The 21,775-nt window shown below is 39.9% G+C and carries 23 protein-coding genes; 8 read left to right on the forward strand and 15 right to left on the reverse strand.

The window, feature by feature from the left end; translation table 11 throughout:
* The first annotated feature begins 147 nt into the window (after positions 1-147).
* Positions 148-2,523 carry an HDOD domain-containing protein gene (locus BLT94_RS10100; RefSeq protein WP_092233546.1) on the forward strand — a complete coding sequence of 792 codons (2,376 nt, stop codon included), beginning with the start codon at positions 148-150 and terminating at the stop codon, positions 2,521-2,523.
* A gap of 156 nt (positions 2,524-2,679) precedes the next feature.
* Here BLT94_RS10100 and BLT94_RS10105 read toward each other — a convergent pair whose 3' ends face one another.
* The 7 genes from BLT94_RS10105 to BLT94_RS10135 all read right to left on the reverse strand — a co-directional run bounded on the left by BLT94_RS10105 (position 2,680) and on the right by BLT94_RS10135 (position 10,099).
* Positions 2,680-2,865 carry a hypothetical protein gene (locus BLT94_RS10105; protein WP_092233549.1) on the reverse strand — a complete coding sequence of 62 codons (186 nt, stop codon included), beginning with the start codon at positions 2,863-2,865 and terminating at the stop codon, positions 2,680-2,682.
* Positions 2,866-2,883: 18 nt separating this feature from the next.
* The gene (locus BLT94_RS10110; RefSeq protein ID WP_092233552.1) at positions 2,884-4,209 is read right to left on the reverse strand and encodes a phenylacetate--CoA ligase family protein; all 1,326 of its coding nucleotides are present in this window, start codon (positions 4,207-4,209) and stop codon (positions 2,884-2,886) included.
* A 148-nt stretch (positions 4,210-4,357) separates the two neighbouring features.
* Complete coding sequence (locus BLT94_RS10115) at positions 4,358-5,371, reverse strand: TRAP transporter substrate-binding protein (protein ID WP_092233555.1); 1,014 nt, start codon at positions 5,369-5,371, stop codon at positions 4,358-4,360.
* 299 nt (positions 5,372-5,670) lie between these two features.
* The gene (locus BLT94_RS10120; RefSeq protein ID WP_092233861.1) at positions 5,671-6,549 is read right to left on the reverse strand and encodes a PAS domain S-box protein; all 879 of its coding nucleotides are present in this window, start codon (positions 6,547-6,549) and stop codon (positions 5,671-5,673) included.
* A gap of 16 nt (positions 6,550-6,565) precedes the next feature.
* Positions 6,566-7,555, reverse strand: a complete 990-nt coding sequence (locus tag BLT94_RS10125; RefSeq protein ID WP_092233558.1) for a DHH family phosphoesterase — start codon at positions 7,553-7,555, stop codon at positions 6,566-6,568.
* Positions 7,548-8,651, reverse strand: coding sequence for a hypothetical protein (locus BLT94_RS10130; RefSeq protein WP_092233561.1), 1,104 nt, complete (start codon positions 8,649-8,651; stop codon positions 7,548-7,550). The genes BLT94_RS10125 and BLT94_RS10130 overlap by 8 nt, the downstream gene beginning before the upstream one ends.
* Positions 8,652-8,707: 56 nt before the next feature.
* Positions 8,708-10,099, reverse strand: a complete 1,392-nt coding sequence (locus tag BLT94_RS10135) for a TIGR01777 family oxidoreductase (RefSeq protein ID WP_092233564.1) — start codon at positions 10,097-10,099, stop codon at positions 8,708-8,710.
* Between the two features lie 209 nt (positions 10,100-10,308).
* Between BLT94_RS10135 and rd the strand changes: the two genes are divergently transcribed.
* The 3 genes from rd to BLT94_RS10150 all read left to right on the forward strand — a co-directional run bounded on the left by rd (position 10,309) and on the right by BLT94_RS10150 (position 12,275).
* Positions 10,309-10,467, forward strand: a complete 159-nt coding sequence (gene rd / locus BLT94_RS10140; RefSeq protein ID WP_092233864.1) for a rubredoxin — start codon at positions 10,309-10,311, stop codon at positions 10,465-10,467.
* Between the two features lie 120 nt (positions 10,468-10,587).
* Positions 10,588-11,784: an FprA family A-type flavoprotein gene (locus tag BLT94_RS10145; protein WP_092233567.1), complete on the forward strand. Its 1,197-nt coding sequence runs from the start codon at positions 10,588-10,590 to the stop codon at positions 11,782-11,784.
* A 23-nt stretch (positions 11,785-11,807) separates the two neighbouring features.
* On the forward strand, positions 11,808-12,275 hold the full coding sequence (locus BLT94_RS10150) for a ferritin-like domain-containing protein (protein ID WP_092233570.1): 468 nt from the start codon (positions 11,808-11,810) through the stop codon (positions 12,273-12,275).
* A gap of 126 nt (positions 12,276-12,401) precedes the next feature.
* On the opposite strand, the gene BLT94_RS10155 is transcribed toward BLT94_RS10150, so the two are convergent.
* The 5 genes from BLT94_RS10155 to BLT94_RS10175 all read right to left on the reverse strand — a co-directional run bounded on the left by BLT94_RS10155 (position 12,402) and on the right by BLT94_RS10175 (position 15,808).
* Complete coding sequence (locus BLT94_RS10155) at positions 12,402-12,782, reverse strand: desulfoferrodoxin (protein ID WP_014957243.1); 381 nt, start codon at positions 12,780-12,782, stop codon at positions 12,402-12,404.
* Positions 12,783-12,901: 119 nt separating this feature from the next.
* Positions 12,902-13,108, reverse strand: coding sequence for a hypothetical protein (locus BLT94_RS10160; protein ID WP_092233572.1), 207 nt, complete (start codon positions 13,106-13,108; stop codon positions 12,902-12,904).
* Positions 13,109-13,742: 634 nt separating this feature from the next.
* Entirely contained in the window at positions 13,743-14,192 is a 450-nt protein-coding gene (trxC, locus tag BLT94_RS10165; protein ID WP_092233575.1) for a thioredoxin TrxC, read from the reverse strand.
* Positions 14,193-14,201: 9 nt separating this feature from the next.
* A complete protein-coding gene (locus tag BLT94_RS10170; RefSeq protein ID WP_014957239.1) occupies positions 14,202-14,633 on the reverse strand; it encodes a flavodoxin domain-containing protein in 432 nt (143 codons plus the stop codon).
* Positions 14,618-15,808 (reverse strand): alpha-hydroxy-acid oxidizing protein, encoded by a 1,191-nt coding sequence (locus BLT94_RS10175; RefSeq protein WP_092233578.1) that lies wholly within the window; start codon positions 15,806-15,808, stop codon positions 14,618-14,620. The genes BLT94_RS10170 and BLT94_RS10175 overlap by 16 nt, the downstream gene beginning before the upstream one ends.
* Positions 15,809-16,206: 398 nt before the next feature.
* Here BLT94_RS10175 and BLT94_RS10180 point away from each other — a divergent pair, with 398 nt between their 5' ends.
* The 4 genes from BLT94_RS10180 to BLT94_RS10195 all read left to right on the forward strand — a co-directional run bounded on the left by BLT94_RS10180 (position 16,207) and on the right by BLT94_RS10195 (position 18,768).
* Positions 16,207-16,473, forward strand: coding sequence for a glutaredoxin family protein (locus tag BLT94_RS10180; protein ID WP_092233581.1), 267 nt, complete (start codon positions 16,207-16,209; stop codon positions 16,471-16,473).
* Positions 16,463-16,792, forward strand: coding sequence for a ferredoxin-thioredoxin reductase catalytic domain-containing protein (locus BLT94_RS10185; protein ID WP_014957236.1), 330 nt, complete (start codon positions 16,463-16,465; stop codon positions 16,790-16,792). Before BLT94_RS10180 ends, BLT94_RS10185 begins: the two co-directional genes overlap by 11 nt.
* A 17-nt stretch (positions 16,793-16,809) precedes the next feature.
* Positions 16,810-17,988: a citrate/2-methylcitrate synthase gene (locus BLT94_RS10190; protein WP_092233583.1), complete on the forward strand. Its 1,179-nt coding sequence runs from the start codon at positions 16,810-16,812 to the stop codon at positions 17,986-17,988.
* Positions 17,989-18,111: 123 nt separating this feature from the next.
* On the forward strand, positions 18,112-18,768 hold the full coding sequence (locus BLT94_RS10195) for a rubredoxin-like domain-containing protein (protein ID WP_092233586.1): 657 nt from the start codon (positions 18,112-18,114) through the stop codon (positions 18,766-18,768).
* A gap of 13 nt (positions 18,769-18,781) precedes the next feature.
* Here the strand turns inward: BLT94_RS10195 and BLT94_RS10200 are convergent, their stop codons facing one another.
* The 3 genes from BLT94_RS10200 to BLT94_RS10210 all read right to left on the reverse strand — a co-directional run bounded on the left by BLT94_RS10200 (position 18,782) and on the right by BLT94_RS10210 (position 21,684).
* Positions 18,782-19,573, reverse strand: coding sequence for an exodeoxyribonuclease III (locus tag BLT94_RS10200; protein WP_014957233.1), 792 nt, complete (start codon positions 19,571-19,573; stop codon positions 18,782-18,784).
* A 69-nt stretch (positions 19,574-19,642) separates the two neighbouring features.
* Entirely contained in the window at positions 19,643-20,323 is a 681-nt protein-coding gene (locus tag BLT94_RS10205; protein WP_092233589.1) for an acetate--CoA ligase family protein, read from the reverse strand.
* Positions 20,317-21,684, reverse strand: a complete 1,368-nt coding sequence (locus BLT94_RS10210; protein WP_092233593.1) for a CoA-binding protein — start codon at positions 21,682-21,684, stop codon at positions 20,317-20,319. The genes BLT94_RS10205 and BLT94_RS10210 overlap by 7 nt, the downstream gene beginning before the upstream one ends.
* Between the last annotated feature and the right edge of the window lie 91 nt (positions 21,685-21,775).

Below are 21,775 nucleotides of genomic sequence, written 5' to 3' on the forward strand. Positions count from 1 at the left end.
AAATCTGATCGAAAACCCAGGTCTGCCCGTGGCAGTTATATAAAAAGTTGAAAAATAAAGGCAAACTGATTATTGTATGCAAAATATTTTTGTTTAGAAACAAACAGATACTTATAACAAAGGGTCATATTTTTTAGGATGTCAAAAATGCAAGATAAATTAAATCTCCCTTCGGAGTCAGATATAAAAAAAAATCTCACGTTAGATGATAAAAAATTGCCAAGCTTTCCACAGGTAGCTGCAAAGCTGCTAAAAATATCCGGGGATAAAACATCCTCACTGCCCGACATATCAAAAATTGTAGAAACAGATCCGAGTATTTCCATCAGGGTACTTGAGATTGTCAACTCAGCCATGTACGGACTTGGGAAAAAAGTTACATCCCTTTCCGAAGCTGTTGTGTTTTTAGGCGTGGATGAAATAAAAAGGCTGGCTATCGGGATGACGGTCTTTGAAAAAATGTTCAAATTCGGCCATGCCAAACAGTTTGACAGGCTCCTTTTCTGGCGGCACTGTATTTGCGTTGCCGTATTAAGTATGGAAATTGCCAAAGAAACCGGATATGCTGACCCTGAAGAAGCTTATATTGCAGGGCTTATTCATGATATAGGCAAAATATTTCTCGATATCAAAGGCAAAAAAGATTATAATGACTTCATACTCGAACTATCCTTATCTACAGATCTGGTTATTGAAAAAGAACGCAGTACAATTGGGATAGGCCATGATGATGTAGGTGCTTTTTTCTGTTCATTGTGGGAACTGCCTGAAAAATTAATCATCGCAGTCAAATATCATCACCAGCCCTTTGAACATAAAGACTTGACCAAAGAAGAGATACAGTTGATTTCCATTGTATCTTTAGCAAACTTCCTGTGCTGGACACAAGGAATCGGATCTTTTGATTTTATCCGTCCCCCAGTACTTGCACCTGAAGTTGAAAAAACAATACGTCTGGACAAAATTGATATTATCAAATGCATTCTTCAAATGAACAAGGAAGTTGAAAATATTTCCAAATTTTATCATTTTGTTTTCCCATCCATCAGTCAGCTAAGGGAAAACTTACTCTGGGCCAATCTTAAACTCTCAAAAGCAAATACAAAATATTATTACCAGAAAAACCCCTTAACAAAATCCCAGGATATGGCTCAAACCAAGAATTCAGGCAGCATGCCATCCGATATGGCACTTGAGCTTGGCAAACCCCTTGCCAAAGCAAAAAGCATCAAAGAAGTTCTCGATATCGTCATGTATCAGGTCGGCCGTATTTTTCAACCCCAGCACTGGTCTATACTGTTAAAAGATCCAAAAACCTCGGACATGGTTTTTTCTGTTGTGGTGGGGACAAATAAAAAAAAGCTGCAAGGGCTAAAACTTCCCAAAGGAGAAGGGGTCGCAGGGCATATCATGGAAACCGGAGAATCTTTGATCATTAGAGATGTTGCACAAGATAAACGGTTCAGCGTCCGGGTTGATAAGTATACAGGATTTAAAACCAATTCCATAATAGGCACCCCTCTTAAAACCGATGCAAAAATTTTTGGTGTTATTGAACTGATCAATAGAATTAATGAAGATCCTTTCACCTCCCTGGACTTAAAAATTTTATCCTCAATTGCTGAATATGCTGCCATTGCCATTGAAAGATCTTATTATAATCAGGCACTGACAAATCTTGCCACAAAGGATTCATTGACCGGCCTTAAAAACCGGTGGAGCTTTGAGCATGCCATCGGCAATGAGAAGGAAGTCCTTCGAAGGTATGGCACCATTTTTTCCATATTGATTATTAAAATCAAAAGATTCCGGCGAATCAATGAAACAATGGGACAATCTGCCGAAGATAAGATTCTGAAAGAAATGGCTCTTATTTTGAGTAAAATTAAACGCCAAAAGGATGAAATTTTCCGTTATGGCGAGGACTCATTTATCCTGCTTTTGCCCCAGACTTACGCGGATGGGACAAAAACAGCAAAACAAAAAATCACAGACGCTTTTTCACTGGCTCTTTGCCAAAAGGACACCTCACCAATACAAATAGATATCTTTCCCCATACTCTTAGCGCTAAAGATTCGGGGCAGTTAAAAAATATTGTGGGTAATTTCCTGTCCAAATCAAAAGTTCTCTTAAACGAAGACACGATTGAAGATTTTGAAGACAGCCTGCATCCGATTCTGGAACAGGATCACACTGAAGCCTCCCCTGAAATTAAAAACAAACAGACCTTTGGCAAACTCGTATCATTAGGGGGAAGGTTTATTCGCCTAAAGACAGGGGAATCCGGCCATATCAGAGTGGAAAAGCTGTCCATGCTGTCCATTGGTTTCAGAATTTCAAAATCACACAGAATACAAGTCAATGATTTTCTGGACATACAATTCACTCTGGACAATATAAATAAGGCAATTATAAAAAGACGAATTATGGTCATAAAAATAAAAGGCAATTATATTGATGCGGATTTCTATAATCCGCCACCCTATGCAAAAAATCTTGGATTTTACCTTATGGGCGGTTGATCAGAAAACAGTCCTTTACTTTAAACAAATTCAATGGCAAGGCTAAAGCCCTGCCATCAAAAAGAAGCTGCAATCAAAAAAGCGGGGAGAAATTTAACTCAAAACAATAATGATCCTTCCCGCCAACTCTTTCAATCAATGGGATTTCACCCCCAATCATAAGTCTTCAAGTGATACAATATCTGAAATATTCAACTCAAGCATTTTTATGCTCACCAGGGCTTTTTTTGAATTTCGTGCCAGAGCAGGAAACTGTTCTCCTTGTGCCTCAAGTTCAAGCAGCAACTCTTTTACCTTGAGAATTTTATCGTTAATTGCATTGATATCAGACGAGTTTTTCATGGCCATCATTCCTTTTCACTATTGTTTTTTCCGCAGATCCTTAAACCGTTTTGCCTTAACTTCATACCGCGGCAGACTGCCATAATCATAGTATTCAATTTGATACCTCAGGTTTGTTTTCAGTCTGAGCTGATCGATCAGGGTATTTTCCACACTGAGCCTGGTCACCTCGGGCAGGAGTTCTACTTTCAGCTTTATCCTGTCCACATCGCCCTGTTTGTCCACGATAATCTCAAACTCGTCGCCCAGGCCGTCAATGGATCTGACTACCTCTTCTATGGCAGCCGGTGAAAACAGCACCCCTTTGACCTTTGTAATGTCATCGGAACGTCCCAGAACACCGCCTTTGATCAATCGAAACGTTCGGCCGCAGGTACACGATTCCGAATCCCATTCAATCACATCCTTGGAATCAAACCGGACACAGGGCTGGGCAATTCTGTCCAAGGCAGTTATGATCATTTTTCCTCTCCGGCCAGGCTCTTCTATGATATGACCTGTTTCAATATCTTCAATTTCCACAAGGAACATGGCTTCATTCACATGCATGCCGTGGGGCTGATCCTCACACTCGTATGCCCATGCACCGATCTCAGTTGCACCGCAATGGTCATAGACCTTGGCACCCCAGGCATCTTCCATTCTTTTTTTCGTACTGGGAATGCCGGCACCCGGCTCTCCTGCACAGGTAATTTTGCTGATGGACAATTCCCGGGAATCAATTCCCATCTTGTTCTTTGCCACATCAGCCATGTTTAACACATAGGTCGGGGTGGCCATCATGGCGGTGGCATTCAGTTCCTGAATTTTCAAAATCCGGGCCTGGGTATCCAGTATCCCGCCGGGAACCACTTCACAACCCAGCTTTTCAGAGCCATAATGAGCCGCCCAGAACGCAACAAAAATATTATACCCAAAAGGAAGAAACACACGATCTTTTGCGCGATACCCCTGGGACCACAGGATAAAGGCCCAGCATTCAGCCCACCAGTCCCAATCCTGCAGGGTATCGGGTTGATATACCGGCTGTCCGGTAGTGCCGCTGGTCTGACGAAAGGCTGAAACCTCTTCCAATGGAACACACAGGGCATCTCCATAGGGATAGGGATCTTTTTTCTGAATATCTCTCATCATGGATTTTTCAACCTTTGGAATCTTCTTGATATCATCAAAGGACCGGATATCATCAGGGGTTAACCCTGCTGTATCATAGAGTGCCCTGTGAAATTTTGAATGGGTATAGGCCCAGGTCAATATTCGCTTGAATTTTTTAAATTGCAGTTGTTTAAGTTTTTCCCGGGGCATTGTCTCCAGTAACGGATTCCAATATTTTTGACGATTCATCTGCTTTTCCTTACATAATGGTTTTAAATAGCGGGGACATGGTTTTTCATGCGGCCATTTAAACCTTATACCCCGCCATTTCAAATATTTCATTCCGACCAAATAATTTTTTATTAACTGGTGATATGCGCGACACATGTTCTATGGCTTAACGATTTTTTTCCATGCTTTGTTTTACAAAATCAACAATTTTTCTGCCGTCAAATCCTTTTTTATTCATCTTTTCAACATATTGATCAATAACCGGCTCAATGGCATTTTTCCATTTTTCAGATTCCTCATCACTGAGTTCAATCACTTCATGCCCAAGGCTTTTAAAATAGGCCAGCCCTGTCTTATCGCTTTCATCCCATGCCTGACCGTGCTTTACAATCCATTCTTTGTTGATTTGACTGATAATTTCCTGAAGATCTGCCGGGATTGAGTTCCATTTTCTCTTGTTCATAACAACATAAAATGATGAAGTATATGCAATTGAAGTACTCATGGTCAGGAAATCAGTGACTTCCCCCATTCGCCAGCCTTTGTTTGTTTCAATGGGATACATGGCTCCTTGAACAATATTTTTTTGAAGGCTTGAATAAAGTTCGGGCATGGGAAGAGAGACCGGAGTACCCCCAAGGGCATTGATTACCATTGCACTTGTACCATGGCCCCGAAGTTTCATGCCTTGAAAATCCGCCATGGTTCGAACAGCCTTTCCCTTTGTATGAAGAAGGCCTGCACCATGAGCATGAAGATACATCACCCGGGTATCGGACAATTCTTTGGGCTTGAATTCATCGTACAGCTCATTTACCACTTTGGTGGCCTGAACACCGCTGGTATACCCAAGGGGCAGATCAGCAGCTTCCAAAACTGGAAATCTTCCCCGGGTATAGGCAAACAATGCCAGGCCCACATCAGAAAGCCCAACTACCACACCGTCATAAACCTGTTTAGACTTGCTCAGTGTCCCTCCTGGATAATATTCAACCACCACCTTGCCATCTGTTCGTTTTTTCACTTCATCGCACCAGCCTTGAGCCAGTTTGCTTTGAACATGGGTGGGGGGGAAAAAATTGGAATAGGTTAATTTAATGGGTTTGGCATAAATAATTGAACTAAAGAAAAATGCACAGAACACAATGAGGGCAATCCGAAAACACATAAAATTTTTCATTTTATCGATCTCCTTGGTTAAAGTAGTCATACGATCTTCAGTTGAACGATTACATCACCTCCTTTCATATTTTTTTGACATTTTTTTTAAAACCGGTCAGATCCAGTTGCCACAAATCAGTGCCAACAGCTAATGATACATAACTATACTGAAAAAAATCATCACACAAGAGGGATATAACAGGGGTAAAACAGGTATAAAATATACCAGGTCATATAAAATTTTGATAACACTCAATAGTGACCTTAATTATTTATTGCGAACAGACCCGTGGGAAACACCAGGTCTGTCTGTGGCAGTTATTCAGTGGAAGATAAAAAAGTCTGAAGGTTGATGGATTTATTGGTAATGCCGACCTTTTTCCTGATACGTTTGCGATAAAATTCAACGGTTTTTCCGGATAAATTTAAAATCTGAGCTATTTCCTTGGTTGTCTTTCCGTATTTAACCATATTTGCCACCTGAATCTCAGATGGAGTAAGATTTAAGAATTCCAGGGAAAGTTTATGCAAAAAAGGGGAAACAATATCATACAGGGTTGATTCCATGATATCCAGGCACCCTTGCTGACTGTCGCTGAGATTGTCTTCCCTTATTCTCTCAATATAAGGAATAATAAGTTCCCTGACATTTAAAACCATTCTTTCTTCAAGCACGGTTTTATCTTCTTCTCTTTTCTTTAACAGAACCCGTAAAGCAGTATTCACTTCTTCAAGGTTTCTAGTTTTATTTTCAAGCTCCCTGGTTCTTTGTTTAATCCTGAGTTCCAGCAGATTCTTTTCTTTTTTATGCTTTGAAATATCGGTAACAATGGCAAAACTGCCCTTAAACTTACCATTGTCATCAAAATAAGGGGTCGGGGTCATAATGGCATGAAGTTTAGACCCGTCTTTTCTGGTCCACACAATTTCATAGGGGTGGCTTTCCCCTTTTTGGCGTTTTTCATGCTGCGCAAAAAGAATTTTTTTATTCTCGTCATCTAGAAATTGATCAACTTTCCAACCTATGATCTCATTTTGCGTGCGTCCCCACATCCGGCAGAGCATCTCGTTGGCATAGGTAGCCACCTGGTTTTCATCAACTTCCGTCAAGCCGTGCCCCATGGTTTCAACAAGTTTTCGATACCGCTTTTCGCTGTTTGATAAGGCTTTTTCTCTGTCAGGCTTTGGTAAAATCATCGTTCCATTTTTAAAGTTATTCGATTTTTTTCCCGGCTGTCTTTTCAATAACCGATATTATCCAGTCTCCCAGCGTTTTTCTACCAACTGATCCTATTTTTTTTCTGATCAGTTTCAAATCAAGCTCAGCCCTTGCCATTGTCTTGTGCCCGCCAGCAGACCCAAACATGGAAAACGCTTCTTTTACAGTATTTCCAGCCCCTTTTCTCAAACCGTCATTTCGAATGATAATTATCAGTTTTTTTTCATACACACCTGAAATAATGCTCCAGTTAACCTTTGAAATGGTTAAAAAAAAGTCTGCCACAACAACCAGTTCATCAGGTTTGGAAACATTGCCGGCATGAAAAAAAATCCGGTTGTTGATCACTTTTCGGCCCCTTATGGCCCTGCCTAAAAAATCAAGATCCTCCTGGGTAAAAGCTGCTCTTTCCACTTTGGTGACAATATTATTATCTGCATACTGATACAGGTATTGGAAAGCCCGAATATCTTTCAGGCTTGCCTGCCGAGTAAAATCAGATGTGTCGGTTTTAATTCCCAGCATCAGGGCTGCTGCAAGCCGTGCAGAAGGTTTTATTTTTTTTGATTTTAAATATTCGGTCATAATAGTGGAACAGGCACCGTATTCAGGACGTATATCAACATAGGCTGCCTCATCAAAACTTATTGGATGGTGATCAATAATAGCATCAAAACAAAACCCTGAAAATTGTTCATTATGATCCGGCTGGGAGTCCACCACCACAAAAACATTAAAATTTTCTTTTTGAATATCATCCAATACCATAAGACCCGGTTCTGTATATTCAATCATGGCAAGGTTATCGGGCCGGCTTATCTTGTTGAAATGGGCAATACAAACTTCACTGACCTTTCGCCACAGCAATCGTTTAATCACCATGGCACTGGCAATGGCATCTGGATCGGCATTGATAACTACAAGGACTTTTGAACTTCCTGTGAAAAGGTTAAAAAACCGTTTGAGTTTTTCCCGGTTACTCATCTGCTGTTTTCCTCTTATTGCTGCTAAAGAACAGGGTCAACGTTATAAAAGAATATCCAATAATGGCAAAAATTGCAAACCAACCGTAAAAAACACCCAGAGGCGCAAGAACTACCGCAGTCAACCAGTGAATACAGATCACCGTTGCAGAATGCAATTTTATGGGAAAATCATCAAACCTGCAAATAACGGATAATCCGCACAGGTTCCAGCCATAAAGGGAAGCAAACACATGCATATGTATCAGCCATTTTGTTTTTAAAGGGTCATACCCTTCAGACATTTGCAAAAATATATAGGCAATGCCGGTTATTGCGGTAAAGATTAAAAATCCGATCCCGGATGTTAAAAAAAGCTTTTGCTGAATTTTATCTGCAAACTTCGAGTAAAGGTAAAATACGGTTACAACAGCCACAAAAAGTGCTGACGTCACAAAAACCTGGGGAATAAATCGTTCAAATAAAATAAAAACAAAAAAAATGATCACACCAAGAGTAATGATCCAGAAACACAATTCCATAAGCAACTTGACCCAAGATGCTTCTATCTTTTTCAACATTGAAAAAACCACTGACAAAGAGATCAGAGACAATGGAAAAGAAAATCCCAGAAAAAATGTATTCAGGGTCAATTTTTCCATATTCACGAAATTAAAGTATTCATTATTTAAAATAACCAGTGTTGCAATAACAAGCCCGCAGGAAAGACACAACAGCGATGCCTGATGAAATTTTTCAGAGACCGGTTCTCCGGGCTTAAAAAAAAGAAAAGGCAAAAATGAAAATTTATCCGTACGGATTTTTTCCACCAGAACAAACAGTATAATGGAGACAAGGATGGTAATTGGATAGAGTTTTAAAAAAGCTGAAAACGCATAAATAAGCGAGCCTGAAAAAAAAAACCACACTGTTTTGGATACCGTCTCTTTGCCCTGTGTATAATAAAGGAGAATGGTGCCCCCGGTGCAAAGATTAAAAAGAAAAATATGAAGCCGTTCAAAACTATAATTATCTGCCGGAAAATAAATATGAACAAACCCGAAAACAAGGGCAATGATCATTAAAAAAGAGAAAAGAAGTTTTAATTTTATACTCATGTTGATCTACCTTAATAATTGTGTTGGTGATGAGGCTATATAAAATCGAAAAAATTTTATCTGCCAAGAGTGTCTTTTAAGGCCCTCAAAAGTGTTTTATGCTGAAATAAAAACCCGTTTTTCAACAATTTTTCAGGTTTCACGCGTGCGCTGGCCAAAAGGGTTTCTTTTCCCATTTGCCCCCATAAAACAAGGGCCACAAACCTTGGAATGACAAAAAATACTTGTTTTGAAAAAACTTTTGCCAATGTTTTTGAAAATTCTTTGTTGGTGACAGGATTTGGTGCAGTAAGGTTAACCTTTCCTTGGATCTTATCATTGTTTAAAATATGCAAAATTCCTGACACTGCATCATCCATACTGATCCAGCTCATATATTGCCCACCGCGTGAAAGCCTGACCCCGCAACCAATCTTAAACGGCAGTTCCATTCTTGCCAAAGCGCCGCCGGAAGGCGTAAGTACCACACCGATTCTGAGTTGAACAGTTCGAATCCCGGCCTTTTGTGCATCAGCGGACGCATCTTCCCATTGCCTGCAAACCTTTGAGATAAAACAATTACCCATACTTGAGGCTTCTGTTAACATTGCAGCGCCTCCTTCACCATAATATCCAATGGCCGAAGAAGAGATAAAAACCTCGGGTTTATGATCAAGACTTTTCATTTTATCCACAAGCAGGCGAGTGGGAATTATCCTGGAGTCAATAATCTGTTTTTTTTGCCGGTCCGTCCACCTTCCTCTGGAAATATCAACCCCGTTCAAATTGATAACAGCATCAATGTGTCCGATAGTTTCAAGGTCAAGAATACCCTTGTACGGATCCCAGAAATATTCGCCTGGTGACAAGTCCTTATCTGTTCGCACCAGACGGACAACCTCATGACCACAGGTTTGCAAAAAAGGAACCAGCATACTTCCTATGGTTCCGCTTGCACCTGAAACAAGAATTCTTTTCTTTTTGTCTCCTATTTTATTTTCATTTCTATTGGCATGATGCTCCAGGTCATATTTTAAAACCCTGTGCCGGTAGGCAAACATTCTTTCAAACTCTTTTTTGGCCACCCTGTAAAACGGCCTGCTTAACCAGCCAAACGGCAGTTTAAATTCAACCCTATCCTCCATGATGGAACTTTGCAGACCATCAGGATAAAACCTGTGGGTATGTTCCCATTTGGAAAACGGCCCTTTTATCTGCCTGTCTTTGAACACCTTGTTTTCCTGATAATCGAAATGTTCGGCTTCCCAGACCATGGGTATCTTAAAAACACTTAGCCTGAAAATTACTTTTACTCCTTTTTTAACACCATCACCACTGCGGGCGATCATTTTTAATGGTGCCCAGGGAGGGGTCAACCGCAGAATGGCTCCGTTTCTTTCATGCCAGGCAAAAAGCCTTTGGACGGGTGCATTAATTTTTGTTGTTTTTATATAAATAGCATGGCTCATATTTTACTCTAAAAAATAAATGATTCATTGATTTTACGCACCTTATACTATAATAATAATCTTGTTAAAACCCTTTTATCAGTAAGGAAAATTTAAAAACTCAAGGCACACTCTTTGCATTATTTTGCAATAAGACGATGACACTTAAGAGTGATGAAATAATTCATCAGCTGATTTTAATTGATTATTATTTGGAGGAGCAAAAAACAATGGATAAATATCAATGTGTTTGTGGATATGTGTATGACCCGGCAAACGGCGATCCTGACAATGGAATTGAACCTGGAACTTCTTTTGAAAATCTGCCCGAAGAATGGGTATGCCCCCTTTGCGGCGCTTCAAAAGAAAATTTTGAAAAAAAAGATTAAGGTTCAATAACTGCCACGGGCAGACCTGGTCTTTCAACCATGTTTGCCCACAACAAAGCTTGAAAGTCACTGTTTAGATTTTTAAAGACTTTCATATAAAAAAAGGAGGCAAAACATCAAATGTATAAACCCATTGAAATAGCGGATGGGATCTATTCTGTCGGATGCCGGGACTGGGATATTCGGGATTTCCATGGTTACTCCACCTATGAAGGTACAACCTATAATGCATTTTTAGTACTGGGTGAAAAAAATATTCTCATTGATACTGTAAAAGAAAAATTTTGCGACGAACTGCTTTCCAATATCAGCCAGATTATTGATCCAAAGAAAATTGATATACTGATCAGCAATCATACGGAAATGGATCATTCCGGAGCCATCCCCAGAGTGATGCATAAAATAGGAGAAAACAAACCGCTCTATTGTTCAAAAATGGGCGCGAAAAACCTGAAAAGCCATTTTAACCGTGACTTTAATTTCCAGGTTGTGGGAAGTGGCGATGAACTTAAAATCGGGAACCGGACATTTTCGTTTCTTGAGACAAGAATGCTTCACTGGCCGGACAGCATGTTTACATATCTTGTGGAGGATGCCATCCTTTTTTCAAGTGATGCCTTTGGACAACACTATAGCGGAGACATGTTCTTTGATGATCAAATTGGAGATGCGATCATGTCCCACGCAAAAAAGTATTATGCCAATATTCTGCTTCACTTTTCACCAAGGGTTCAGGCACTTTTAAAAGATGTTGCAAAAATGAACCTGAAAATCAATATGATCTGTCCGGATCACGGCATTATCTGGCGAAACAATCCATCAAAAATCATTGAAGCTTATGACAAATGGTCCAGACAGGAACCTTCCAAAAAAGTGGTTGTCATTTTTGATTCCATGTGGGAAAGTACCGCCAAAATGGCAAGGTCCATTACCAATGGGATTGAGTCAAAAGATGTGAGTGTAAGGCTTATGAACACACGCAAATGGCACAGAAGTGATATCATGACGGAAATTATTGATGCCGGAGCTATTGCCGTGGGCTCTCCTACCCTGAACAACGGTATTTTCCCGGTAATTGCAGATGTCATGACATATGTCAAAGGATTACGGCCCCAGAATAAAATTGCAGCAGCATTTGGTTCTTACGGATGGAGCGGTGAAGCTGTTAAAATACTGAATAAGGATTTTTCTGAAATGAAGTGGGATATTATTGACGACGGCGTTAAAGTTAAATATGTTCCAGATGAAGATGATCTGAACAGATGTTTTGATCTGGGGGTAAAAATAGCGAAAACATTAAAGAAAAAACTATCTTAAAAAAAGAGAATCTGGAGGAAAGAATGCCTAACGAATTTAATGCAAATGAAATTTTTGAAATTGCTATAAAAATCGAACAAAATGGTGCAATATTTTATCGAGATGCTGCAAAACAAATAAAAGAAGAAAACCATAAAGAATTTCTCCTTGAGCTGGCAAAAATGGAAGATGAGCATGAAGCCACCTTTGTCAATATGCAAAAAGATTTGCAAGACGAGGAAAAAACCTCTACAACCTTTGATCCTGATGATGAGACAGTTCTTTATTTAAAAGCACTCGCAGATATCCGGGTCTTTTTTGAAAAAGGTCAGCCTGACAACAGCTTTAAAGGCATATTAAACAGTGCTATTCAGGCAGAAAAAGATTCCATCGCATTTTACCTTGGCATGAAAGAACTGGTCCCCGCAAAACTGGGCCAATCAAAAATTGATGCGATTATCAAAGAGGAAATGAGCCATATAAGACTTCTTGCAGGAAAATTAACCAAATAATATTATTTTGTTTTGTTAATTTAAAAACCCCACTGTACCATACCCTATCCATACAGTGGGGTTTTATTTATCCGCTTAACCCGGCTCTAAAATTTTCAAAAGCACACTTGATTTTTAAAAGCACGCTTAGGATTTCCAAAGGCCATGAAGATTGCAATAGGCTCTTGCCACAACTTTTGCAGCATCAGTTTTAAATTCAGCTTCAGGCGCACTTGAAGGTGTCAGCATCTGTCTTTGCACAAACGTATTATCCTCTGACGCAAGCTCAATCCACTCAATCCAGTGATCATTGCCCATGGGATGGGCAACACTTCCCACCTTTACCAGGTATCCGCCATCAAGTTTTTCAATCACGGGTACATGTTTTTCCAATGCCGCATCCACTGTATTCTCAACCAGACGGTCCATTGCCTGACCACAACACATTACGGGCGGTTTTTCTCCATGAAGTACCTGTACAATATTTCCACATTTGCCGCATTTGTAAATACCAAGTTTTTCAGCCATTGAATCTCTCCTTGCTCATGTTTTATAATTATTATAATCAACCAAAAAAGAAGTTTTGGATCTAAAAAAACCGACGAAAAAAAATAACAACTCAAGATATAGAACATCTTATATGCTAGTTATAAAAATTTTTCCAGCAATATTTCAGATTTATTCCCGGTTAAAATCCCACTGCAAATATTTTCCGCCAGTTGTTCTTCATTTTTGGTAACTGCTTTAAAAATAGAGGCCATTTGATAATAAATTTCGTCTTGGGATTTTAAAGCGAAATAGGAAATAGACGAGTCAACACTTTTCCTTTTTTTTCCAACTTTTAATTTGGACATCTTTGATCCCCCCTAAAATATTTTATTATACCCTCATATTACGATTAACCTTGCAAACACCGTACCAGTCAATCAAAACAAGGAGATTTATGTTCGCCTCCTTATCTTTTTATAAACTGCCATTACAGACAAGCTGCCACAATAAAAAGCAAAAAAAATCTGACTCCAATATATTATAAAAGCCTTCATATAAAAGCCTTTAAAAATTCAAACAGCGATATTTATGTTTTGTTGTGGCAAAATCCAGACAAAAAACCAGGTCTGCCGTGGCAATTATTCAGCAAATCGTTATGCCTGATAAAAACAAAAGGCAGTCAATAAAAACAAAAGAAACAGTCATGTCTCAAACAACCGTATCAATTATCAACAACAGAAAATACAACTATGTCCCATATTAAACAAAGACTGTGATGATAAAAAAAAATTGGATTTAAAAAATTGATTTTTTATACTAACAGAAATTTAAATATTTTTTCAAGACCTTATTTTTTTAATTTTCAATCCCGGCTCACCATTTGTTGAAACACAAAAAAAGTCCGCCCGGAATGGCCTTGAACAGCCATATCCAGACGGACAAAAAAAACATTCAAAATTCAACCGGCAGCCTAACAAACCAACAAATTATTCATTCCTTTTATCCAAGAACTCTTGCAATCTGCGATTCCAATTGTTCTTTTGGCAGGGCACCAATCAACTTGTCAATAATCCGGCCATTTTTTACCAGGAACATGGTAGGAATACTTGAGATGGAATATCTTGAGCCAATCATGGGATTTTCATCTACATTCAGCTTGGCGATTTTTAATCTGCCCCTGTATTTTATCGCAAGTTCATCCATAATCGGGCCAATTGCCTTGCATGGCCCACACCAAGGTGCCCAGCAATCCACTAAAACAGGCAGTGAAGAGGACATCACTTCGCGGTCAAACGTATTGTCCATAACAATGACCGGTCGGCTTAAACTTTCCACAGGCAAAAATTTTTTACATTTCCCGCATTTGGGTGCTTCATCAATTCGCGATATCGGCACCCTGTTTTTTGCGCCGCAATTTGAACACGCCAATATCAATTTATCAGCAGTCATTATTTTTTCCTAAATCATTTTTGCAATGCTTTTTCCATATTCCTGAGCCGCCTGAATGCCCCCTTCAACCCCGCTTGCCTTGAGCATCAAGGGACCTGATACCATTTTCATACCAAAAATATGATCCATGGTATCAAATATTCTTCCAGGCGCTTCCCCACTCCAGCCATATGCACCAAAGGCACCGCCAGGCTTATCTTTAAGCTCTGCGCGTTCACCAACAAACAGAATCTGTTTCATGGATGTGATCATTTCACCATGATAGGTAGCAGATCCAAATGCATATCCGTCATACCCTTTGAGGTCATCTTCACTCTTAATATCGCTTGTTCTTTTAAGTTCAGCCTCGTGTCCTGAAATACGAATCCCTTCAGCAATCAGTTCAGCAATTGATTTTGTCTCATCCGACCTTGATGCATAAACGATTAATACTTTTCCCATTGCTCCTCCTTATTTTGGTTATAATCAAATAAAATTTTTGAATCAATCATTTTTATATTTTTCATCCCAGTCATAAACATAGCTTTTTTCAATGTTTTTTTAATATGTTCAAGATGCATTTTCACACCCAAGGTTCCGGCACCCACAGCCGCCCTTATGATATCTCTTCCCAAAAGCACTGCATCTGCACCCAGGGCAAGCATTTTTAACACATCATACCCTGTTCTCACCCCTCCGTCGGCCGTAATTGTAACCAAATCCCCCACTTTTTCCCTTATCAACGGCAACATGGTTGCAACCCCAGGGGTGGAATCCAGGACCCTGCCCCCGTGGTTGGATACAGCAACAACAGAGGCTCCTGCATCTGCACACATTAAAGCCTCATCAGGAATCATGATACCTTTGGCGATAAAAGGCAAATTTGTAAAACTCACCAGCTCTTCAATATCTTTGACACTCTTTTTGAACACCGGCTGCCCATGCAACGCCATAATGCTTGACCCGCAGCCGTCCAGATCAATGCCAAACGCTTTGCATCCAAAGTCTTCAGCCTTTTCAATCAGATTTTTCAGGACATCTTGTGATCTTGGTTTAAATATGGGAATGCCGTATCCTTCACAGGCTTTCATGGCATTCAGAGATGGATTGTCATCAAGTGTATAAAACCATGTATCCCCCCGCAATCCAATAGTGCCCGCTTCTTTTGATCCCCTTAACACAGATGTACAAAACTGGGTTTCATCCATAGCATCATTATATTTCTGGGCTCCGGCCGTGGAGGATGCCAACACTGGAAATTCAAGATCCACATCCAGAAAAGAACAGGTTGTATCCGGCTCAAAATGCTCTCCAAGTACTGACATATTCAATTGGATTTTCTCAAGGGCTTCTGAATTTCCCCTGAAAGATCGTCCCAACCCTATGCCGCCAAGACCGATAGGCTTGCCATAAGCCTCCCTCTGGCATATTTTATCAAAACTGCCGTCACAAGAAGGATAGCCTGCACAGATTCCTTTGAGTTTTTTCCTGGCCAGATCCCTTACCTGCTCAAGGGATTGGGGAACCTCTTTTATATTAAAAATCATTCGATGGTCTGCATCACAGATTTCACAGATGACGGGTTTATCTTCATAATCAAACATTTCATGACAAACAGAACAATACCACTGATTCATTAATTTCCTCCTTTTTTGATTTAGAGTCTGCCAAGGGTATCATTCATTCTAATTTTAGCAAACCCGTATTCAAAAAACCGGTTTATTTTTACAAACCCATTAGAATCACTATAAAGCGCTATAACAACTAATGACTAATAACTAACCATCAAAAGACAAAGCAAAATCCGGGCCAATCTTATTTTAAAATTTTTACAACATATTTTTTTGACTAATCTTTGTTCGCAGCAAAGTCAACGGTCAAAAATCAAACAAACCAAAGTAAGCGGTCAGATGTTACTTTAAACTTGCAAAACCGGCATAATTTATGCACAATCCATTATCTTAAGTTTATTGTCTTAAAATCAATCAGGACAGATTGTTTTTTTTTAAAACAGATATTATCAAAGGAGAAACAAATGGCCAAGGATAAAACAACTTTATATGCATTAAGCACCTGCAGCCATTGCAAATCAACCAAAAGGCTTCTTTCCGAATGCAATGTGGAATATGAGTATATTGAGGTGGACGACCTGGAAGGAGAAGAACGCAAAGCAATTCTGGCTGACATACGAGAGCTCAATCCTCGCTGCTCTTTTCCCACCATCAAAATCAACGAAATCGTCATTGTCGGATATAAGGAAAAACAAATCAAGGAGGCATTAGGAATTAAAAATGAAAGTTGAACAATTGTATGAAGCATTGAAAAAATCCCAGGAAGCCAAAGGAATTTATTTTAACAAAGACAAAGATCTGGTGTTTGAGCTTCTTGAATCACTTCTTTTAAATAAAAACCGGTATGGATATATGGCCTGCCCCTGCAGGCTCGCCTGTAATGACAAAGAAAAAGACAAAGATATTATCTGTCCTTGCGATTACAGAGAGCCTGATCTGGAAGAATTCGGAGCTTGTTTTTGCGGTCTTTATACTTCACAGGCACTTCATAATAATGAAATCTTGTCAACATATGTTCCTGAAAGAAGACCCCCTGAAAAAATATTTTAATCTTTAAGGAGATAATCATGGATGAATGTTTGCCTGTTATGAATACCGGCCTTCGGGGTGTTGCCGTGGCCAGTTCAAAAATTTGTGATGTCCGGGGAAAACAAGGAAAACTGATCTATAGAGGATTTTTAATTGAAGATCTTGCCCAAAATGCAACATTTGAAGAGGTCTGTTTTCTTTTATTGTACGAAAGGCTTCCCAAAAAAGCGGAACTGGAAGACTTTCAGCAAAGCCTGAAACAAAAAAGAAACATTCCTGAAAATATTTTTTCTTTTCTCAAAACACTTCCAGCAGACACAAACCCCATGGATGTCCTTCAAATGGCCACCCCATTGTTGGTTCAAAATGATCTGACTGTCGGAAAGCCCGGAATTGAAAACACTCTTTACAGTGCGGAAAATCTTATTTCAGGACTGGCGATTATTACGGCTGCATGGGACCGGATAAGAAATAAACAAGAAATTATTCCACCGGACAATAACTTATCCCATGCTGCAAATTTCCTGTATATGCTCAAAGGAAAGATACCTGATGATGAAACAGCCCGTTTTTTTGATACAAGCCTTGTGCTGCATGCAGAACACTCTTTTAATGCCTCAACATTTACGGCACGACAGGTTGCATCCACCAAAGCACATATTTATGCTGCCATATCCGCTGCCATAGGTTCCCTTTCAGGTTCTCTTCACGGAGGTGCCAATGTCAGGGTGATGGAAATGTTAAAGCAGATAGGATCTGTTGATAAAATCGACGGATATATTCAAAATATTTTAAATGAGGGCGGGCTCATCATGGGGCTGGGTCATGCAGTTTACCAGACAGACGACCCCAGGGCGATCATACTTGCTCCCATGAGCCAAAGGATGGGACAGATTGCCAATCAACCCCTGTGGTATGAACTTTCAAGGGAGCTTGAAAAAAAAGGCAAGAATGCCTTTAAAGCAAAAAAACAAAAACAAATCTTTTGTAATGTAGATTTCTACAGTGCCTCGTTTTTCCATGCCATAGGCATTGCCATGGATCTTTTCACACCTGTTTTTGCGGTTTCAAGGGTCAGTGGATGGTCAGCCCATGTCATTGAAGAACAATTTGCCATGGCAGCCCCTAAACCAACCCTTTACAGGCCGGGAGCCGAATATATCGGGGACTATTGCGGACCGGATGAATGTCTGTTTACGGATATGGATGAGCGTTAATAACGACCAAGGGCAAATCCTTGATTTTATTTGAGATTTGCCCAAACAAATTTTGAAAGTCTCAGTGTGATTTTTTTTTGAAGACTTTCATATAAAAAAATATAATTGTAAAGGATGATATAGATGAAAGTTTGGCAGTGCAGTATTTGCAAGTATATTCACAGGGGAGACACTCCCCCTGAAAAATGCCCTATTTGCGGAGTTGATGCAAGCAAGTTTGTGCAAATCGATGAGGCGTCCATACCTCAAAAAATTCCCCCAAAAAAAACCGTTAAAGAGCCCGTTAAAGAAACGGGACCAAAAACACCTGTGACCAAAAAAGGCCAAACACCACCTCCTCCTGAAAAATGGTTTGAAAAAATCATTTCTTTGCTGGTCAAACATCATGCCCACCCGATTAGCGTACATTCACCCAACGGGATACTGCCGGCTGCCGTCATTCTCTGGCTGTTGGCATGGTTTTTCAGTTTCGAGCTTTTTGCCAAAACCGCTTTTATCAATATGGTTTTTGTTGTCCTTGCCCTTCCTTTGGTAATTTTCACAGGCATACTGGAGTGGAAAAAAAAATATAAGGGAGCTATGACCTCAATTTTTAAATTAAAAATTCTAGCCGCTACAGTGACAACAATTTCATGCACTATAAGTCTTGTGTGGTATCTTTTAGACCCCGATATTTTATCTTCACCCAAAGCCTGGGTATTTATTTTCATCAACATCATTATGCTTGCTGCCGTAGGCATTGCAGGACATATTGGTGGGAAACTGGTATTTAAAGATTAACCGGACATCCCCATCAGATATTTATTACAATACCAATTGGGCAATGATCTGATCCAAAAACCGTATTATCGATAAAGGCTTGCTTGACCAAGCCTTTATCGATAAGGTCTTTTGTCACAAAAAAATAATCAATACGCCATCCCGCATTGTTTTTTCTTGCATTAAACCGGTAAGACCACCATGAATACTTGACTTTTTCAGGATAAAAATATCTGTAGGTGTCCACATACCCCATGTCAACCATATGATCCAGCACATCCCTTTCAATCCTTAAAAAACCGGATCGTTTGGAATTGGGCCCAGGATTTTTCAAATCAATTTCATTGTGGGCCGTATTAAAGTCCCCAGTAATAATCAGGCTTTTTCCCTGGTCTTTCAATTGATTTGCATAGTCTAAAAACCAGTCATAAAAAGCAAGTTTATACTCAAGCCGTTCATCACTCATCTGACCATTGGGAAAATAGATATTAAATAATATAAATTTCTTATAATCCAATTGAATGACACGGCCTTCATTATCAAATTCAGGCCTGGAAAATGATGTGATAACTTGTTCTGGTTCTATTTTTGAATAGGCTGCAACACCACTGTACCCTTTTTTTACGGTTGAATAAGACCAGAAAGATTCATAGGAATTTAACCGGATCATCTCATCTGTGCGCTGGTTTTCCTGGAGCTTTGTCTCCTGGAGCAGGAGAATATCGGGATCAAGCTCACAAATACTGCTTGCAAACTCTTTTTTCATCACTGCCCTAAGGCCGTTTACATTCCATGAAATTATTTTTAACTGCTGTTTATCAGACATAGTTGTTTCCCGTATTGTTTATCTTTCATGTCTCATGGTACAAGTTTGTACCAATACAACCCGCTCACATCAAAATGACGGCAATATAATTCTTGCATCAGCGATCACACACCTGTCCCTGGTACAAATCACAGGATTCAAATCCACGGATTCAATATCTTCTTCAAGCTCCATGATCAAATAAGAAAAATTAACCATCAAATAGGTCAGAACCTGCATATTCACACCATGCCCTCCACGATATCCGGATATGAGATCTTTTGCTTTTAATGATTCTACCATTGAATAGACATCGCCGGGTTTAAGCGGTGCCATCCGGATGGCCGTATCATTATAAATTTCAACGGATGTGCCGCCAATGCCAAAAACAATAACAGGACCAAACTGATAATCATTTTTTGCACCAATAATAATCTCAAGCCCCTGTAGCATCTGTTCGACAAGAATCATTTCACACCCGTCAAGTTTTTGCAGCCTTTTCATTTCTTTTTTCAAATGATCGCTTGAAGAAATGCCCGTAACAACGGCCTGAACCTCTGTCTTATGAAGGATTTTCTTTGAAACCGCTTTTGCAACAACCAAAGATTCGGATTCTCTCATGAACTTGTCTGCAGTCTCAAAGGAATTGGTTAAAACAAAATCCGGGATATCAAGCCCCCGCAGCTTCATCAAAGCTTTTGCATCCGGTTCCAGAACCCATCCCAGGGATTTGCTTTTATCTATAATTTTTTTGCTGTTTTTTGTTAACATGGTCTGCACCTTTTCAATGCCTTAGCCATCATGACTGCCCCGTCCACAGAGGATGCCACCGGAATATTATTAAGTTCAAATCCTTCGATGATGATTTTATATTTATCTTCATGGGGTACATAGGCAATCAAAGGTTTTCCTTCATTTCTTGCCAACTGGCTGAGCTTTGCACCAATATCTGCTGAAACGCCCGGCGAATAAGGAATCAACAAGGCCAGAATACATTCAATATTTTTATCTCTTGACAGATATCTTGCCGAAGTCAAAATATCACTGTCCACAGAACTCCCGGTAAGATCCAGGGGGTTGGCAAGAGAAACAATATTCCTGATTTCCGGTGATAATTTCTCTTTAATAGCATCCATGGTCTGCTGTTCTATCCCGGGAATGGACAGTCCGTACAGATCACAGGCATCCGCTGCCAGAACGCCATGCCCGCCGCTCAGGGAGATAATGCCGACATTGCCGTTAATACCTTTGGGATAACAGCTTAATGCCTCACAAAAGGAGGTCAGCTCATATTCATTATCTGCCTCAGCCACACAATGCTGTTTCATGATTTCAGAAAATACCCTGTAGTCTCCTGCCAGAGAAGCCGTATGACTGGAAACCGCCTCAATACCTTTTTGGCTCTTTCCAGCCTTTAAAATTACAATAGGTTTGGAACATTGCTCAGCTTTTTTAATAAACTGTCGCCCTTCCCTTTTTTCAAAACCCTCGACATAAAAAGCGATCACCTTTGTATCAAAGTCCTGCTCAAACCACTCCAGCATGTCTGTTTCCCTGACACATGCCTTGTTCCCGATACTTACTGCCAGTGACACACCAATCCCCTGGCCTGCAAATTTAACCATTTGATCCACTAAAACCCCTCCGCTCTGACTGACAAAACCGATATTGCCTTTGTCCGGACGAATAATCCGTTCACCAGGCAAAAAAAACGTATCCACATGATCAGGAGCATAAATTCCAAGGCAATTGGGACCGATAAAAGGAAAAGATGCTTCTTTGGCAATATCAATCACCTGTTGCTGCAAGCTCAAATTTCCAGCTTCTGCAAATCCGCCGGATACGATTACCGCACCTCCGACACCCTTTTTAATACATTGTTCCATCACCTTGGGAATAAACTGTGCCCGGACAGCAATGACAGCCATATCAATGTTTTCTTCGATATGGTCAACCTGTTGATAAAGTGTTTTCCGATTTAAAATTCCCCCCTTTGGATTGACAGGAAATGTTTTTACCGGATAACGCAGATGATTTTTATTATATATCACATTGGCCGGGTGATTATCCTGGGATGTCGACACTCCTATAACCGCCATAGTCGATGGTCTGAAAAGATATTTTAAATCCACTTTTTTCCTTTTTTTCAGGCAATCTTAAGTTACAGCAATAAAACTGCCGTCATTTTTAAAAAATCGTTGAAACAAATACAATGCACAGGTG

It is taken from the genome of Desulfobacula phenolica (assembly GCF_900105645.1).
Lineage (GTDB): Bacteria > Desulfobacterota > Desulfobacteria > Desulfobacterales > Desulfobacteraceae > Desulfobacula > Desulfobacula toluolica.